The 16,070-nt window shown below is 60.2% G+C and carries 14 protein-coding genes; 4 read left to right on the top strand and 10 right to left on the bottom strand.

The window, feature by feature from the left end; all coding sequences use genetic code 11:
- The first annotated feature begins 12 nt into the window (after positions 1-12).
- Positions 13-2,367 carry a penicillin acylase family protein gene (locus HX793_RS16800; protein WP_177094268.1) on the top strand — a complete coding sequence of 785 codons (2,355 nt, stop codon included), beginning with the start codon at positions 13-15 and terminating at the stop codon, positions 2,365-2,367.
- On the opposite strand, the gene HX793_RS16795 is transcribed toward HX793_RS16800, so the two are convergent.
- The gene (locus tag HX793_RS16795; protein WP_177052650.1) at positions 2,353-3,261 is read right to left on the bottom strand and encodes an AraC family transcriptional regulator; all 909 of its coding nucleotides are present in this window, start codon (positions 3,259-3,261) and stop codon (positions 2,353-2,355) included. The genes HX793_RS16800 and HX793_RS16795 overlap by 15 nt on opposite strands.
- 103 nt (positions 3,262-3,364) lie before the next feature.
- Between HX793_RS16795 and HX793_RS16790 the strand changes: the two genes are divergently transcribed.
- Positions 3,365-3,718, top strand: a complete 354-nt coding sequence (locus tag HX793_RS16790; protein ID WP_016973032.1) for a carboxymuconolactone decarboxylase family protein — start codon at positions 3,365-3,367, stop codon at positions 3,716-3,718.
- On the opposite strand, the gene HX793_RS16785 is transcribed toward HX793_RS16790, so the two are convergent.
- Complete coding sequence (locus HX793_RS16785) at positions 3,696-4,661, bottom strand: GlxA family transcriptional regulator (protein WP_177052649.1); 966 nt, start codon at positions 4,659-4,661, stop codon at positions 3,696-3,698. The genes HX793_RS16790 and HX793_RS16785 overlap by 23 nt on opposite strands.
- A 235-nt stretch (positions 4,662-4,896) precedes the next feature.
- Between HX793_RS16785 and HX793_RS16780 the strand changes: the two genes are divergently transcribed.
- Complete coding sequence (locus HX793_RS16780; RefSeq protein ID WP_177052648.1) at positions 4,897-5,538, top strand: HD domain-containing protein; 642 nt, start codon at positions 4,897-4,899, stop codon at positions 5,536-5,538.
- A gap of 132 nt (positions 5,539-5,670) precedes the next feature.
- Here the strand turns inward: HX793_RS16780 and HX793_RS16775 are convergent, their stop codons facing one another.
- The 8 genes from HX793_RS16775 to HX793_RS16740 all read right to left on the bottom strand — a co-directional run bounded on the left by HX793_RS16775 (position 5,671) and on the right by HX793_RS16740 (position 14,314).
- Complete coding sequence (locus tag HX793_RS16775; RefSeq protein WP_016979003.1) at positions 5,671-6,555, bottom strand: ABC transporter permease subunit; 885 nt, start codon at positions 6,553-6,555, stop codon at positions 5,671-5,673.
- On the bottom strand, positions 6,552-7,472 hold the full coding sequence (locus HX793_RS16770; protein ID WP_016979002.1) for an ABC transporter permease subunit: 921 nt from the start codon (positions 7,470-7,472) through the stop codon (positions 6,552-6,554). Before HX793_RS16770 ends, HX793_RS16775 begins: the two co-directional genes overlap by 4 nt.
- Complete coding sequence (locus HX793_RS16765) at positions 7,469-8,611, bottom strand: ABC transporter ATP-binding protein (RefSeq protein WP_033897564.1); 1,143 nt, start codon at positions 8,609-8,611, stop codon at positions 7,469-7,471. Before HX793_RS16765 ends, HX793_RS16770 begins: the two co-directional genes overlap by 4 nt.
- A 64-nt stretch (positions 8,612-8,675) precedes the next feature.
- On the bottom strand, positions 8,676-9,770 hold the full coding sequence (locus HX793_RS16760; protein WP_010207338.1) for a polyamine ABC transporter substrate-binding protein: 1,095 nt from the start codon (positions 9,768-9,770) through the stop codon (positions 8,676-8,678).
- 153 nt (positions 9,771-9,923) lie between these two features.
- Positions 9,924-11,018: a polyamine ABC transporter substrate-binding protein gene (locus tag HX793_RS16755; protein ID WP_025999958.1), complete on the bottom strand. Its 1,095-nt coding sequence runs from the start codon at positions 11,016-11,018 to the stop codon at positions 9,924-9,926.
- Positions 11,019-11,213: 195 nt separating this feature from the next.
- Entirely contained in the window at positions 11,214-12,578 is a 1,365-nt protein-coding gene (locus tag HX793_RS16750) for an aspartate aminotransferase family protein (RefSeq protein ID WP_177094267.1), read from the bottom strand.
- A gap of 58 nt (positions 12,579-12,636) precedes the next feature.
- Positions 12,637-13,995 carry a glutamine synthetase family protein gene (locus tag HX793_RS16745; protein ID WP_016978997.1) on the bottom strand — a complete coding sequence of 453 codons (1,359 nt, stop codon included), beginning with the start codon at positions 13,993-13,995 and terminating at the stop codon, positions 12,637-12,639.
- A gap of 79 nt (positions 13,996-14,074) precedes the next feature.
- On the bottom strand, positions 14,075-14,314 hold the full coding sequence (locus HX793_RS16740) for a hypothetical protein (protein ID WP_177094265.1): 240 nt from the start codon (positions 14,312-14,314) through the stop codon (positions 14,075-14,077).
- Between the two features lie 278 nt (positions 14,315-14,592).
- Between HX793_RS16740 and HX793_RS16735 the strand changes: the two genes are divergently transcribed.
- Positions 14,593-15,969: a glutamine synthetase family protein gene (locus HX793_RS16735; RefSeq protein WP_032858908.1), complete on the top strand. Its 1,377-nt coding sequence runs from the start codon at positions 14,593-14,595 to the stop codon at positions 15,967-15,969.
- The last annotated feature ends 101 nt before the right edge of the window (positions 15,970-16,070 follow it).

Genomic DNA, 16,070 nt, shown 5'->3' with positions numbered 1-16,070 from the left:
CAAGGAAAGTTCATGAAGCGCGTCTTGCAGGTTCTCGCGGTTCTGGTGGTATTGGTTGCCCTGGGCGCCGGTTGGTACGTCTACAGCAAGCAACCGACCCGCCAAGGCACGGTGACGCTGGCCAACCTGCAAGGTTCGGTCACCGTGCGTTACGACGACCGTGGTGTGCCGCACATTCGTGCCGAGAACGAGACCGATCTTTACCGCGCCTTGGGCTACGTGCACGCCCAGGACCGCCTGTTCCAGATGGAGATCATGCGACGCCTGGCCCGTGGCGAGCTGGCCGAGGTGCTCGGGCCCAAGGTGCTGGAGACCGACAAGCTGTTCCGCAGTCTGCGCATTCGCGACCGAGCGGCCACCTATGTGACGCAACTCGACCACGAATCGGCGCATTGGAAGGCCCTGCAAGCCTATCTGGACGGGATCAACCAGTATCAGGACAGCCACGCCAGCCCGATGGAGTTCGACGTGCTGGGCATCCCCAAGCGACCGTTTACCGCCGAAGACACCATCAGCGTCGCCGGGTACATGGCCTACAGCTTTGCCGCCGCGTTTCGTACCGAGCCTGTGCTGACCTACATCCGCGACCAACTGGGCACTGACTACCTCAAAGTCTTCGACCTGGAGTGGCAGCCCAAGGGCGCCCTCAATCTCGCCACCAGCGATTGGCAGGCCCTCGGCGCCCTCGCCTCCCTGAGCGAACAGGCCCTGGCCGACAACGGCCTGCCGCAGTTCGAAGGCAGCAACGCCTGGGCCATCAGCGGCAACCGCACCAAGAGCGGCAAACCGTTGCTGGCCGGTGACCCGCATATCCGTTTTTCGGTGCCCTCGGTGTGGTACGAGGCGCAGTTGTCGGCGCCGGGTTTCGAACTGTATGGCTATCACAACGCACTGGTGCCGGTGGCGTTCCTGGGGCACAACCTGGATTTCGGCTGGAGCCTGACCATGTTCCAGAACGATGACCTCGACCTCATCGCCGAGAAGGTCAACCCGGACAACCCCAACCAGGTCTGGTACCACGACCAGTGGGTCGACATGAACAGCACCGAGCAACAGATCGCAGTGAAGGGCCAGGCGCCGGTGACGCTGACCCTGCGTCAATCGCCCCACGGCCCGATCATCAATGATGTGCTGGGCGAAAACGCCGGCAAGACGCCGATTGCCATGTGGTGGGCATTCCTCGATACCCAGAACCCGATCCTTGAGGGCTTCTACCAGCTCAACCGCGCCGACACATTGGTGAAAGCCCGTGCGGCGGCGGCCAAGGTGTCGGCGCCGGGACTGAACATTGTATGGGCGAATGCCAAGGGCGATATCGGCTGGTGGGCGGCGGCGCAGTTGCCGATACGCCCGGCCGGGGTCAACGCCGGGTTTATCCTTGACGGCAGCACCGCCCAAGCCGACAAGCTGGGCTTTTATCCCTTCAGCGCCAACCCCCAGGAAGAAAACCCGGCGCGCGGCTACGTGGTATCGGCCAATGCCCAGCCGGTCTCACCGACTGGCATGGAGATTCCCGGTTACTACAACCTGGCCGACCGTGGCCAACAGTTGAACGCGCAGTTGAGCGACAAAAGCGTGAAGTGGGATGTGAACAACAGCCAGGCCTTGCAGCTCGGCACCACCACCGCCTTCGGCCCGCGCCTGCTGGCGCCGCTGTTGCCGGTGCTGCGTGAGGTGGTCAAGGACCCGGCGCAGTTGAAACTGGTGGAGCAGCTCGCAAGCTGGAAGGGTGACTATCCGCTGGACTCGACCAGCGCCACGCTGTTCAACCAGTTCCTGTTCAACCTGGCCGACGCCGCCTTCCACCCGAAACTCGGCGACGGCATGTTCAAGACCCTGCTCGGCACCCGCGTGATCGACGCTGCCTTGCCACGCCTGGCCGCCGCCCCGGATTCACCGTGGTGGGGCGGCAAGCGCGCCGACACCGTCAAGCTCGCCTGGGACAATAGCCTTGCGCACCTCAAGGCCACCTTCGGCGATGACCCGAGCCAATGGCAATGGGGCAAGGCCCACACCCTGACCCACGGCCACCCGCTGGGCTCGCAAAAACCCTTGGACCTGATCGTCAATGTCGGCCCGTTCCCGGCGCCGGGCACGCACGAAGTGCCAAATAACCAATCGGCCAATATCGGCCCGGCACCGTGGCCCGTCACCTACGGGCCTTCGACTCGCCGCCTGATCGACTTCGCCGACGCGGCCCACGCATTGACCATCAACCCGGTCGGCCAAAGCGGGGTGCCGTTTGACCGGCATTACGGCGACCAGGCAGAAACCTACATCGAGGGCGGCTACGAACAGGCGCACTTCACTGACGAGGAAGTCACCGCCAACACCCGTGGCACCCTCAAGCTGCTACCCGCCCGATGAACGCAGGCGCCCTGGCGCCTCGCCATAGGTTTCCTTGAATTTCTTGCTGAATGCCGCCTGGGACTGGTAACCCACCTGGGCGGCGATATCCAGCAGGCTCAGGTGCGACTGGCGCAACAGGTTGAAGGCCAGCTCCATGCGCAACTGGGTCAGCAGCACCCACGGCGACACGCCCGCCACTTTCACGAACGCACGCATGAAGGTGGCGCGCGACATCGTCGCGGCAGTCGCCAGGCTATCGATGGTCCACTCATGCCCCGGATCGGCCAGCATCGCTTGCCAGGCCTTGCTCAGGCGCTTGTCGGCGAGCAGCGCGAAAGTGCCGGCCACGGGTGCCTGACGGGCCAGCCAAGTACGCAGGATCAGGGTGAACAGCGCCGACGACAACGCATCGATAAAAGAGCGCGCGCCCAATTGCTGGCCGTCCGCTTCACTGCGCAATAACGCGATCAACGCCGCCAGTTGCCCGTCGCCCTGCCATTCACGACTGGACACCACCAGGTGCTCCGGCAACGCGCCGAGCAGCAGTGACTGGCGGTTGTAGTGGAAGCTGCCACAGAGCATGTCCAGGTCCGGCCGGTCGCCGCCCAAACGATGCACCGGGAGCAGGCCGCCGCTGACCACTTGCGGTTGCATCGGCCGAATCCGCGCACCCTGGCTGCGCAGCAAGTGCGTGGCACCGCCGGGCATCAGCAGGATATCGCCCTCTTCCAGCGTCACTTGTTGCCCTCCCGACAACTCGGCACGACAGGTGCCGCTGAGCACGATGTGGTAAGGCGCCACGCCGAGGCTCTCCGGAGAGTGATCCAGGGCCCAGTCCCCCTGGAATTGACAGCGTAGATCCAGACTGCCGCGCAGGTTGGCCAGCGCGATGAGTGTGTCGATCGAATTCATTTGCGAGCATCGGTCAAAAAGATGAGCGGATTGAACAATAACGTCACTCCCGAACGGAAGAGACTGGCTCCACACCACCCACACCTGTTCAGGAGTTACCGCAATGTTCAATAACTGGTCCGACTTGCTGCCTACCGTGAAGAAAGCCTTTGGCGCGCTGGGCAAGAGCAATCCGAAGATGGTCAAAGCCTACATGGCTCTGGGCGAGGCCGCCGAAGAAAACAACGTGCTCGACGCCAAGACCCGTGAACTGATCTCCATCGCCGTGGCCATCACCACGCGCTGCGATGGCTGCATCGGCGTGCATGCCGACGCGGCGATCAAGGCCGGCGCCACTCGCGAAGAAGTCGCGGCAACCCTGGCCACGGCGATCTCGTTGAATGCGGGCGCGGCGTACATCTACTCACTGCGCGCGCTGGAAGCCTACGACACCCTCAAACCGGCGCCGCAAAGTTAAGCCGGAACTGTTGCGGCGTCACGCCCAGCCGGCGGTTGAACACACTGCGCATGTGCTGGGCGTCGCGAAAACCACATTGATAGGCAACCGTCTTGAGCGGCGCGGGGCTGCTTTCGAGCATGACCCGCGCCGCGTCTACCCGCGCCCGCTCGACAAACTCCGCTGGCGTGATCCGCGCCTCTCGGGCAAACACCCGGGAGAAATTACGCGCGCTCATATTGGCTGCCTTGGCCAGGTCAGCAATGGTCAAATCCCCCGTCAGGTTCGCCAACACGTACAGCTGCACCAGCGCCACCGCCGAGGTGGATTCGGCATGGGGTGTAAGGAACGGACTGAACTGCGACTGCCCGCCCGAGCGCTGGGTGAACACCACCAGGCGCTTGGCCACGCTCAACGCGACTTCCGGGCCGTGATCCTGGGCCAGCAAATACAGCGATAGATCGATGCCCGCCGTGACCCCGGCCGAGGTGTAGAGATTGCCGTCCTGCACATAGAGCCGGTCGGCGTCGACCTGGGCCGTGGGGCACAGGCGCGCCAGGTCCGCTGCGTCATTCCAGTGGGTGGTGACGGTTTTGCCATCCAACAGCCCGGCGCGCGCCAGCATGAAGGCGCCGTTGCAGATAGAACCGAAACGTTGCGCACGGGCACTGGCGCCACGCAGCCAGTCATCGAACTCGGCGCCGAAGTCTTCGAAGGGTAACTGCGGGCCGCCGGCGACCAGCAGCAGGTCGTAGGCTCGCAGGGCTTCGCTGTAGTGATGGTGGGCCTGCAACGCGAGGCCGTTGGAGGCGGCCATGCTGCCGTGGCCGAAGCCGATCACGTCCAATTGGTAATGGTCTTGCGGCGGTAGAAAACGGTTGGCTTCGCAGAACACGTCCATGGGGCCGGTCACGTCCAATGACTGGACGCCGGGGAAGATCAGGATGGCGACGGTTTTGCCCATGGTCGGTAAGCCTTGTGATGACCTGTAGGAGCGAGCTTGCTCGCGAAGAACGTTAACGATAACGCGTTCTGCCTGGATGGGCGCGGCGCCCTGGCGTTTTTCGCGAGCAAGCTCGCTCCTACAGAGATACGACCTGGCGCGATATCAAGGCACATTGGCCGGGATCGCACCCTCGCCGCAATGGCCCCTTCGCTGGCACGCGACCAGACTGGAATCTTTCCAGAGGAGAACCACCATGACTACCACCATCGCCGGCATCCAGATCCCGGACAGCGCCCTGGCCAAGGCCACCACCGAATACATCCGCGACGTCGAATCCGACCTGCTCTACCACCACTCCCGCCGGGTATTCCTGTTCGGCGCCTTGAGCGGCGAACGCAAGCAACTCGCCTACAACCCGGAACTGCTCTACGTCGGCGCGATGTTCCATGACCTGGGCCTGGTCGAAGGCCATCGCAGTGAAAACGAGCGTTTCGAAGTGGACGGCGCCAACGCCGCCGCCGCTTTCCTCAAACCTTACGGGCTGAGCGATGACGATATCGAACAGGTGTGGCTGTCCATCGCCCTGCACACCACACCGGGCGTGCCGCAGCATCTGCGTCCGACTGTGGCGCTGGTGACGGCCGGTGTGGAAATGGACGTGCTGGGAATGGACTACGCCGCATTTTCCACCGTGCAGCGCGAAGCCGTGGTGCATGCGCATCCACGTGGTGAAGGGTTCAAGGAGTGCATCATCTGCGCGTTTGCCGACGGCTTGCGCCATCGTCCGCAGACCACGTTTGGCAACGTGAAGACGGATGTGCTGGTGGATCAGGAGCCGGGGTTCAAGCCGATGAATTTTGTGGACGTCATCCGCAAATCGCCGTGGATTGCGTAATCGACCTGAAATGCGGTCAAAACTGTGGGAGGGGGCTTGCCCCCGATGGCGGTGTATCAGTCTCAGATGTGAGAGCTGACATGCCGCTATCGGGGGCAAGCCCCCTCCCACATTTGAACCCGGTTGCGGATTTCAGACCGGTGCAGCCGCCCGGCGCTTGTCCGGCTGCTGCCAGCCATCCGCCGCCGCTTCTTCAATCGCTTGTTGGATAGCTTTCTTGCGGTGCTCTTCGGCTCGACGGCTGAAGAACCACACCAGGAAGGTCACCAACGACACCGCCAACAGAATCAAACTGGCCACGGCGTTGATCTCGGGTTTAACCCCAAGGCGCACCGCCGAGAACACTTCCATCGGCAAGGTGGTCGAACCCGGCCCCGACACGAAGCTGGCCAATACCAGGTCATCCAGCGACAGTGCGAACGACATCATGCCGCCCGCCGCCAACGACGGCGCGATCATGGGGATGGTGATCAGGAAGAACACCTTCCACGGCCGCGCGCCCAGGTCCATCGCCGCTTCTTCGATCGACAGGTCCAGCTCACGCAGTCGCGCCGACACCACCACCGCCACATACGCCGCACAGAACGTGGTGTGGGCGATCCAGATGGTGACGATGCCACGCTCCTGGGGCCAGCCGATCATTTGCGCCATCGCCACAAACAGCAGCAACAGCGACAGACCGGTGATCACTTCCGGCATCACCAACGGCGCAGTCACCAGGCCGCCGAACAGCGTGCGGCCCTTGAACTGGCTGATGCGCGTCAGCACGAAGGCCGCGAGCGTACCCAACGCCACCGCGGCCACCGCCGTGTAGCAGGCGATTTCCAGGGAGCGCGCCACCGAGCCCATCAACTGGGTGTTGTCCAGCAGGCCCACGTACCACTTGATCGACCAACCGCCCCACACTGTCACCAGCTTGGATTCGTTGAACGAGTAGATCACCAGGATCAGCATCGGCAGGTAGATGAACAACAACCCCGCCACCAGCATGAAACTCGAGAATCTGAAGCGCTTCATATCTTGCCCTCCATCTCTTTGGCTTGGCTGCGGTTGAACAGGATAATCGGCACGATCAGGATCGCCAGCATCACCACCGCCAGGGCAGAGGCCACCGGCCAGTCACGGTTGTTGAAGAATTCTTGCCACAATACTTTACCGATCATCAGGGTTTCCGGGCCGCCCAGCAGCTCCGGGATCACGAACTCACCCACCACGGGGATGAACACCAGCATGCAGCCGGCGATGATGCCGTTCTTGGACAGCGGCACGGTGATCTTCCAGAAGCTGTTGAAGGTGCTCGACCCCAGGTCGGATGCGGCTTCCAGCAGGCTCTGGTCATGTTTCACCAGGTTGGCGTACAGCGGCAGGATCATGAACGGCAGGTACGAATAGACCACGCCGATATACACCGCGATGTTGGTGTTGAGGATCTGCAGCGGCTCGTTGATCAACCCGATGGACATCAGGAAGCCATTGAGCAAACCGTTGTTGCTGAGAATGCCCATCCACGCATACACGCGGATCAGAATCGCGGTCCAGGTCGGCATCATGATCAGCAGCACCAGCACGGTCTGCATCTCTTTGCGCGCACTGGCAATGGCGTAGGCCATCGGGTAGCCGATCAGCAGGCACAGCAGCGTGCTGAAGAACGCCATTTTCAGCGAGCCCAGGTACGCGGCAATGTACAACTCGTCGTCGCCGAGCATCGCGTAGTTGCCCAGATTGAGCACCAACTGCAGTTTCTGCTCAACGAAGGTGTAGATCTCGGTGTACGGCGGGATCGCGACGTCGGCTTCGGCAAAACTGATCTTCAGGACGATGAAGAACGGCAGCATGAAGAACAGGAACAGCCACAGGAAAGGAATGCCAATGACCGCATGACGGCCACTGGGCGTTATTCGTTGCAGGCGGCGCTTGAGCTTCTTCATGTTCATGAGCGAAGTACCACGCCGCTGTCGTCTTCCCACCACACGTAGACCTGGTCACCCCAGGTTGGCCGCTGGCCACGGCGCTCGGCGTTGGCCACGAAGGACTGCACCAGCTTGCCGCTCGGCAGCTCCACGTAGAACACCGAGTGGCCGCCCAGGTAAGCGATGTCGTGCACCTTGCCGCTGGACCAGTTGTGCTCGCAGGTCGGCATTTCGGTGGTGACCAGCAGTTTTTCCGGGCGAATCGCGTAGGTCACCGACTTGTCTTCCACCGACGTGGCGATGCCGTAGCCCACGTAGATGTCGCGGTCCAGGTCAGCGCACTTGAGCACCGCGTGGCCTTCGGCGTCATCCACCACTTGGGTGTCGAAGATGTTGACGTTGCCGATGAACTCGCACACCAGGCGGCTGGTAGGCGTTTCGTAGATGTCGATCGGGCTGCCGATTTGGGCGATCCAGCCCAGGTGCATGATCGCAATGCGCTCGGCCATGGTCATGGCCTCTTCCTGGTCGTGGGTCACCATCACGCAGGTCACGCCGACGCGCTCGATGATTTCCACCAGTTCCAACTGCATCTGCGAACGCAGTTTCTTGTCGAGGGCGCCCATGGGCTCATCGAGCAGCAGCAGTTTCGGACGCTTGGCCAGGGAACGGGCCAGGGCCACACGCTGACGCTGTCCACCGGACAACTGGTGCGGCTTGCGTTTGGCGTACTGGCTCATCTGCACCAGCTTGAGCATCTCGGCCACACGGGCGTCGACTTCAGCCTTGGGGATCTTGTCCTGTTGCAGGCCGAAGGCGATGTTCTGCGCCACGGTCATGTGCGGGAACAAGGCGTATGACTGGAACATCATATTGATCGGCCGCTCGTAGGGCGGCATGTCGGTGATGTCTTCGCCGTCGAGGTAGATGCGCCCTTCAGTCGGACGCTCGAAACCTGCGAGCATGCGCAGCAAGGTGGACTTGCCCGAACCCGAACCGCCGAGCAGGGCGAAGATCTCGCCTTTCTTGATTTCCAGGGACACATCGTCCACGGCAATCGTCTCGTCGAACTTCTTCGTGACCCGGTCGATTTTGACCAGCACCTTCTTCGGTGTCTGGTCCCCTTCGAGGGCTTTCTTATAGGCGCCGGAGGCAACTGCCATTTACGAAACTCCCAACAAAAATGTCTGTTCGCCCGAAGCAGGCGAACCTTGGATAGTTTGGGCTTTACTTGCCCGTCTTGACCTTGGTCCAGCTACGGGTCATCAAACGTTGCACTTTCGGGGGTAGCTCGAAGTTGACAAAAGTCCTGTCGAGTACCGCCTGCGGTGGGTAAACCGCTTCGTCCGTGCGTATCGATTGCTCCATCAGCTTGTCCGCCCCGGGGTTAGGGTTGGCATAACCGACGTAATCACTGACCTGGGCGATCACCTCAGGTTGCAGCAAATAGTTGATGAAGGCGTGGGCCTCTTTGACGTTGGTGGCATCCTTGGGGATGGCCAGCACGTCGAACCACAGGTTGCCGCCTTCTTTGGGAATCGTGTAGGCGATGTTCACGCCCTTGCCAGCCTCGGCCGCACGGGCCTTGGCCTGGAACACATCACCGGAGAAACCAGCCGCCACGCAGATGTTGCCGTTGGCCAGGTCCGAGATGTATTTGGAAGAATGGAAGTAGGTCACATACGGCCGCACTTTCAGCAGCTTCTCTTCTGCCTTCTTGTAGTCATCCGGGTTCGTACTGTTGGGGTTCAGGCCCATGTAGTTGAGCACTGCCGGCAGCATTTCATCCGCCGAGTCCATGAACGACACGCCGCAGGTCGCCAGCTTCTTCATGTTCTCAGGCTCGAACAGCACCGCCCAGGAGTCGATATGGTCGACGCCCAGCACTTCCTTCACTTTATCGACGTTGTAGCCGATGCCATTGGTGCCCCACAGGTACGGCACGGCGTACTGGTTGCCCGGGTCATTCTTTTCCAGGCGCTTGAGCAGCGCCGGGTCGAGGTTGGCGTAATTCGTCAGCAATGACTTGTCGAGCTTCTGGAACGCCCCGGCTTTGATCTGCTTGCCCAGGAAGTGGTTGGATGGCACCACCACGTCATAGCCGGTACGCCCGGCCAGGAGCTTGCCTTCCAGGGTTTCGTTGGAGTCAAACACGTCATACACGGGCTTGATGCCGCTGGCCTTTTCGAAGTTGGCCAGGGTGTCGGTGCCGATGTAATCCGACCAGTTATAAATATGCACCGTCGGTGCGGCCTGCACGCTCAACGTCAGCGTGATACCTGCACCCACCAGCATGGCTTTGCGAAATAAAGAAATTGGCAAGTGGAGGTCCTCTTAAATAGTTGGGCCCAAAGTTGTTGCCCGGCAACAAAACCGGCGCGCAACTTACCCTCGATAAACCGATCCGGCAAAACTTTCTGTCATTTAATTGTTTCGATAACCACCGCGCCAGGCGCGGTGGTTAACAAAGACCGGTTATTTACCGGACTTGATCTTGGTCCAGCTGCGTGTCATTTCACGCTGGGTCGCAGCCGGCAGGTCAGCAATGGCGTAGAGCTTGGCCTGCACGTCCGCTGGCGGGTAGATGCCCGGGTCGCTGGTGATGTCTTTGTCGACCAGTGCGGTGGCCTTCTCGTTACCGTTCGGGAAACGCACGCTGTTGGTGATCGACGCCATGACTTCCGGCTTGAGCAGGTAGTTCATGAACTTGTAGGCCGCGTCGACGTTCTCGGCATCTTTAGGGATGGCGACCATGTCGAAGAAGCTGCCAGCGCCTTCTTTCGGAATGTCATAGGCCACCTTGACCTTGCCACCGGCTTCGGCCGCGCGGGACTTGGCCTGCTGGATGTCACCCGAATAACCCACGGCCACGCAGATGTTGCCGTTGGCCAGGTCGGAGATGTACTTGGACGAGTGGAAGTAGCCGATCGAAGGACGGATCTTCAGGAACAGCGCTTCGGCTTGCTTGAGGTCGTCTTTCTTCTGGCTGTCGGTCGGCAGGCCCAGGTAATGCAGCGCGATCGGCAGCATTTCGGTTGGCGAATCGAGGAAGCTCACGCCGCAGCTTTTCAGCTTGGCGATGTTCTCCGGCTTGAGCAGCACGTCCCACGATTCGATCTTGTCCACGCCCAGCGCGGCCTTGACCTTCTCCGGGTTGTAGCCGATGCCGATTGAGCCCCACATGTACGGGAAGGCGTGCTTGTTATCCGGGTCGCTGACCGACACGGCTTTAAGCAGGGATTTGTTCAGGTTGTCGTAGTTGGACAGCTTGGACTTGTCCAGCTCCTGGTAGACACCGGCCTTGATCTGCTTGGCGAGGAAGTTGTTCGACGGTACGACGATGTCGTAACCGGACTTGCCTGCCAGCAACTTGGCTTCCAGGGTTTCGTTGCTGTCGAAAACGTCGTACACCACTTTGATGCCGGACTCTTTTTCAAAGTTGGCGATGGTGTCCGGTGCAATGTAGTCGGACCAGTTGTAGACGTGCAGCACTTTATCGTCGGCCTGGGCCGCGCCCGCCATTGCGCCCATCAGGGACAAGGCGAGGAGGGTCTTGCCAGCGTTCTTCAAACCTAATGCCTTCATTTGGTGATGCTCCAATTTTTTCTTTTTTGGGCCACAAGCTTCATATGTTTCGAGGCCCAGCCAAAGGGCAACAAAACAGGGCGACAGTCTGGCAAGTTCCGAGGCCGGCTTTCAACCAAAGCCTCATTTATAACTGCCCAAAGCGCAGCGCCCGAAGCCGCTGCGCTCTGAGCCTAGCACTTAGCCCTGCAATGCCGCCAAAGTCAGGTCCAGGCACTGACGAGCCTTGGTCACCAACTGGTCGATTTCTGCCTTGCTGATCACCAGCGGTGGCGAAATGATCATGGTGTCGCCTACGGCGCGCATGATCAGGCCATTTTCGAAGCAGAACGTGCGGCAGATCATGCCGACGCCCTTGCCTTCATAGCGCTTGCGCGTGGCTTTGTCCTGCACCAGTTCAATGGCACCGAGCATACCCACGCCACGCACTTCGCCCACCAGCGGATGATCCGCCAATTCCCTCAGACGTTTCTGCAAATACGGTGCCGTTTCGTCGTGGACACGGTTAACGATTTTTTCATCGCGCATGATGCGGATGTTTTCCAGCGCCACTGCCGCCGCCACCGGGTGACCGGAGTAGGTGAAACCGTGGTTGAAATCACCGCCTTCGTTAAGGACGTCCACCACTTCATCGCGCACGATCAGGCCGCCCATGGGGATGTAACCCGAGGTCAGGCCCTTGGCGATGGTCATCATGTGCGGCTTGAGGTCGTAGAAGTCGCTACCAAACCACTCACCGGTACGACCGAAACCGCAGATGACTTCGTCGGCAATGAACAGGATGTCGTACTTGGCGAGGATTTCCTTGATGCGCGGCCAGTAGGTGGCCGGCGGTACGATCACGCCACCGGCGCCCTGGATCGGCTCGGCAATAAAGGCACCGACGTTGTCCACGCCCAACTCCAGAATCTTTTCTTCCAACTGGTTGGCAGCCCACACGCCGAATTCTTCGGGGCTCATGTCGCCGCCTTCGCCAAACCAGTAAGGCTGGGCGATGTGGGTGATGCCAGGGATCGGCAAGTCGCCCTGCTCATGCATATAGGTCATGCCGCCCAGGCTGGCGCCGGCCACGGTGGAGCCGTGGTAGCCATTCTTGCGGCTGATGATGGTTTTCTTGTTTGGCTGGCCTTTGATCGCCCAGTAGTGGCGGACCATGCGCAACATGGTGTCGTTGCCTTCGGAGCCGGAACCGGTGAAGAACACGTGGTTCATGCCGGCAGGCGCGATGTCGGAAATGGCCTTGGCCAGTTCCAGCACCGGCGGGTGAGCGGTCTGGAAGAACAAGTTGTAGTACGGCAGTTCTTTCATCTGCTTGGCGGCGGCGTCAGCCAGTTCATCGCGACCGTAACCGATCGCCACGCACCACAGGCCGGCCATGCCGTCGAGGATCTTGTTGCCTTCGCTGTCCCACAGGTAAACGCCGTGGGCTTTGGTAATGATGCGCGGGCCTTTCTCTTTCAATTGCTTGAAGTCGCTGAACGGCGCCAGGTGGTGATCACTGCTCAAGGCTTGCCATTCACGGGTTTGCGGGTTGTTGCTGGACATACCAATCTCCTAGACTTTTCAGTGAAGGGCGCGCCGTTTAAAGGGCGCGCCCGGCGCATCAGACGGCGAAGAGCAGGAATTCCCGCTCCCACGAACTGATCACGCGCTTGAAGTTTTCATGCTCGGCCCGCTTGACCGCGACGTAGCCTGTGATGAATTTTTGACCCAGGTATTTCTCGATGGTCTTGCTGTTTTCCATGCGTTCCAGGGCGTCTTCGATGGTCAACGGAAGACGCAGGTTGCGTCGCTCGTAACCACGACCCACCACCGGCGCGCTTGGGTTATGGCCTTCGACCATGCCGATGTAGCCGCACAACAAGCTGGCGGCAATTGCCAGGTACGGGTTGGCGTCGGCGCCCGGCAGGCGGTTTTCCACACGACGGTTCTGCGGGCCGGCATCCGGAACACGCAAGCCCACGGTGCGGTTTTCTTCGCCCCATTCCACGTTCACCGGCGCCGAGGTGTCGGGCAAGAAACGGCGGAACGAGTTCACGTTGGGGGCAAACAGCGGCAGCAATTCAGGGATGAATTTCTGCAGGCCACCAATGTGGTTGAGGAACAGCTGGCTCATGGTCCCGTCTTCATTGGAGAAGACGTTCTTGCCGGTGGCGATGTCGATGATGCTCTGGTGCAGGTGCATCGCGCTGCCGGGCTCGCCGGTCATCGGCTTGGCCATGAAGGTGGCGGCCACATCGTGCTTGAGCGCGGCTTCACGCATGGTGCGCTTGAACACCAGAATCTGGTCGGCCAGGGACAGCGCATCGCCGTGACGGAAGTTGATTTCCATCTGCGCGGTGCCGTCTTCGTGGATCAGGGTGTCGAGGTCCAGCTCCTGCAGTTCGCACCAGTCGTAGACGTCTTCGAACAATGGGTCGAATTCGTTGGCCGCTTCTATAGAGAAGGACTGGCGACCGGTCTCCGGGCGACCGGAACGGCCAATCGGCGGCTGCAACGGGAAGTCCGGGTCTTCGCAGCGCTTGGTCAGGTAGAACTCCATCTCCGGCGCCACGATGGGCTGCCAGCCTTTGTCGGCGTAGAGCTTGAGGACTTTCTTGAGTACGTTGCGCGGCGACAGCTCGATCGGGTTGCCTTGCTTGTCGTAGGTGTCGTGGATCACCTGGGCGGTGGGCTCGATGGCCCAGGGCACCAGGTACACAGCGTTCTGGTCAGGGCGGCAGATCATGTCGATGTCGGCCGGGTCGAGCAATTCGTAATAGATGTCGTCTTCGACATAGTCGCCGGTCACGGTCTGCAACAGAACGCTTTCGGGCAGGCGCATGCCTTTTTCAGCGATGAACTTGTTGGTCGGCGAGATCTTGCCCCGGGTGATACCGGTGAGGTCGCCAATCATGCATTCGACTTCTGTGATCTTGTGGTCTTTCAACCAATCGGTGAGCTGGTCGAGGTTGTTACTCATAAATGCCTCTGGGCTGGGTTTCCTGGCATCCGTTAAAGGCCAGGCGTTGGTTGACGCAGCATCCGCGTCGTTTTTTCATTCAGGGTAGGAGCTTACCTGCCATTTGCTGCAGCGTTGCATTCCTCACGCCAAAGTTGTGCGCAATCTTGAGCAGCACGCGAGGCGCGCGCCGTTCGGTGGCAAATGAGGAGGCAAAAAAGAGGCTGGCCCGGGCGTCAAGAATATTGGCCGGTGCGCGGGTATTCACGCGGGAGGAATGGACGGATGACACAGCCCGGCTGAAGCAGGCCAAGACGCCGTTGGGCGGCAGGTGAAACATGAAGCACCCCGGTATTATTGCTGTTATGGGTTTGAATCGAGCTTAGCCTTGTTCATTTTTTTACACAACACCCCCGTAAAAAATACAACACGGGCCGCTCAAGCCTGCTAGTCCCAAGCCCCTCAAATCCGAAAAACCGCCCCAAAAAGCCCCAAAAAAGCCATCGCAGCGCTTTTTTAGGGCAAAAAAGGCCTCGCTTGACTTCGGCATGCCGTTCGGGTTGACTGAAACTAGAAAAGATCAATGATTGATATTTTTAACAACAAAGGTGTTGCATCATGTCGGTACCCCCGCGTGCCGTTCAGCTTAACGAAGCGAACGCGTTCCTTAAGGATCATCCTGAGGTTCTGTACGTAGACCTTCTAATTGCGGATATGAATGGTGTGGTGCGCGGCAAGCGCATCGAACGCACCAGCCTCCACAAGGTTTACGAGAAGGGCATTAACCTGCCTGCCTCTTTATTTGCCCTGGATATCAACGGCTCTACGGTGGAAAGCACCGGCCTGGGCCTGGACATCGGTGATGCTGACCGAATCTGTTATCCGATCCCCGACACCCTGTGCAATGAACCCTGGCAAAAGCGCCCTACCGCGCAACTGCTGATGACCATGCACGAACTTGAAGGTGAACCTTTCTTCGCCGATCCGCGCGAAGTGCTCCGCCAAGTTGTAACCAAATTCGACGACCTCGGTCTGACCATCTGCGCCGCCTTCGAACTTGAGTTCTACCTGATCGACCAGGAGAACGTGAATGGCCGCCCACAACCGCCCCGCTCGCCGATCTCCGGCAAACGCCCGCACTCGACACAGGTCTACCTGATCGACGACCTCGACGAATACGTCGACTGCCTCCAGGACATTCTGGAAGGTGCGAAGGAGCAAGGCATCCCGGCCGACGCCATCGTCAAGGAAAGTGCCCCGGCGCAGTTCGAAGTGAACCTGCACCACGTGGCCGACCCGATCAAGGCCTGCGACTACGCGGTACTGCTCAAGCGTTTGATCAAGAACATTGCCTACGACCATGAGATGGACACCACCTTCATGGCCAAGCCTTACCCAGGCCAGGCAGGCAACGGTTTGCACGTACACATCTCCATTCTGGACAAGGACGGCAAGAACATTTTTGCCAGCGAGGATCCCGAGCAGAACGCCGCATTGCGTCACGCGATCGGCGGTGTGCTCGAGACCCTGCCCGCCCAAATGGCGTTCCTGTGCCCCAACGTCAACTCCTACCGTCGTTTCGGCGCACAGTTCTACGTGCCGAACTCGCCGTGCTGGGGCCTGGATAACCGCACCGTGGCGATCCGCGTACCGACCGGCTCGTCCGACGCCGTACGTATCGAACACCGTGTGGCCGGTGCCGACGCCAACCCTTACCTGCTGATGGCTTCGGTCCTGGCAGGCGTGCACCACGGCCTGACCAACAAGATCGAGCCTGGCGCACCGGTGGAAGGCAACAGCTACGAGCAGAACGAACAGAGCCTGCCGAACAACCTGCGCGATGCCCTGCGTGAGTTGGACGACAGCGAGGTAATGGCCAAGTACATCGATCCTAAGTACATCGATATCTTCGTCGCCTGTAAGGAAAGTGAGCTGGAAGAGTTTGAACATTCCATCTCCGACCTTGAGTACAACTGGTACCTGCATACCGTCTAAACGGTGGTTGCATCGAAGAACGTCACTGGTCTTTGGTCAGTGGCGTTTTTTTTGGGTTTCTACCAAGAGACCGAGGTGGCATCTTCGCGAGCAAGCCCGCT

The organism is Pseudomonas reactans (genome assembly GCF_013387025.1).
In the GTDB taxonomy this organism is placed as follows: domain Bacteria; phylum Pseudomonadota; class Gammaproteobacteria; order Pseudomonadales; family Pseudomonadaceae; genus Aquipseudomonas; species Aquipseudomonas reactans.
The sequence above is the reverse complement of the archived record's forward strand: the minus strand, read 5'-3'. Positions and strand labels throughout refer to the sequence as shown.

Excerpts from the sequence above, each read along its gene's own strand:
- HX793_RS16800 (WP_177094268.1), top strand. The coding sequence starts at position 13 with ATGAAGCGCGTCTTGCAGGTTCTCGCGGTTCTGGTGGTATTGGTTGCC.
- HX793_RS16795 (WP_177052650.1), bottom strand. The coding sequence starts at position 3,261 with ATGAATTCGATCGACACACTCATCGCGCTGGCCAACCTGCGCGGCAGT.
- HX793_RS16790 (WP_016973032.1), top strand. The coding sequence starts at position 3,365 with ATGTTCAATAACTGGTCCGACTTGCTGCCTACCGTGAAGAAAGCCTTT.
- HX793_RS16785 (WP_177052649.1), bottom strand. The coding sequence starts at position 4,661 with ATGGGCAAAACCGTCGCCATCCTGATCTTCCCCGGCGTCCAGTCATTG.
- HX793_RS16780 (WP_177052648.1), top strand. The coding sequence starts at position 4,897 with ATGACTACCACCATCGCCGGCATCCAGATCCCGGACAGCGCCCTGGCC.
- HX793_RS16775 (WP_016979003.1), bottom strand. The coding sequence starts at position 6,555 with ATGAAGCGCTTCAGATTCTCGAGTTTCATGCTGGTGGCGGGGTTGTTG.
- HX793_RS16770 (WP_016979002.1), bottom strand. The coding sequence starts at position 7,472 with ATGAACATGAAGAAGCTCAAGCGCCGCCTGCAACGAATAACGCCCAGT.
- HX793_RS16765 (WP_033897564.1), bottom strand. The coding sequence starts at position 8,611 with ATGGCAGTTGCCTCCGGCGCCTATAAGAAAGCCCTCGAAGGGGACCAG.
- HX793_RS16750 (WP_177094267.1), bottom strand. The coding sequence starts at position 12,578 with ATGTCCAGCAACAACCCGCAAACCCGTGAATGGCAAGCCTTGAGCAGT.
- HX793_RS16745 (WP_016978997.1), bottom strand. The coding sequence starts at position 13,995 with ATGAGTAACAACCTCGACCAGCTCACCGATTGGTTGAAAGACCACAAG.
- HX793_RS16740 (WP_177094265.1), bottom strand. The coding sequence starts at position 14,314 with ATGTTTCACCTGCCGCCCAACGGCGTCTTGGCCTGCTTCAGCCGGGCT.
- HX793_RS16735 (WP_032858908.1), top strand. The coding sequence starts at position 14,593 with ATGTCGGTACCCCCGCGTGCCGTTCAGCTTAACGAAGCGAACGCGTTC.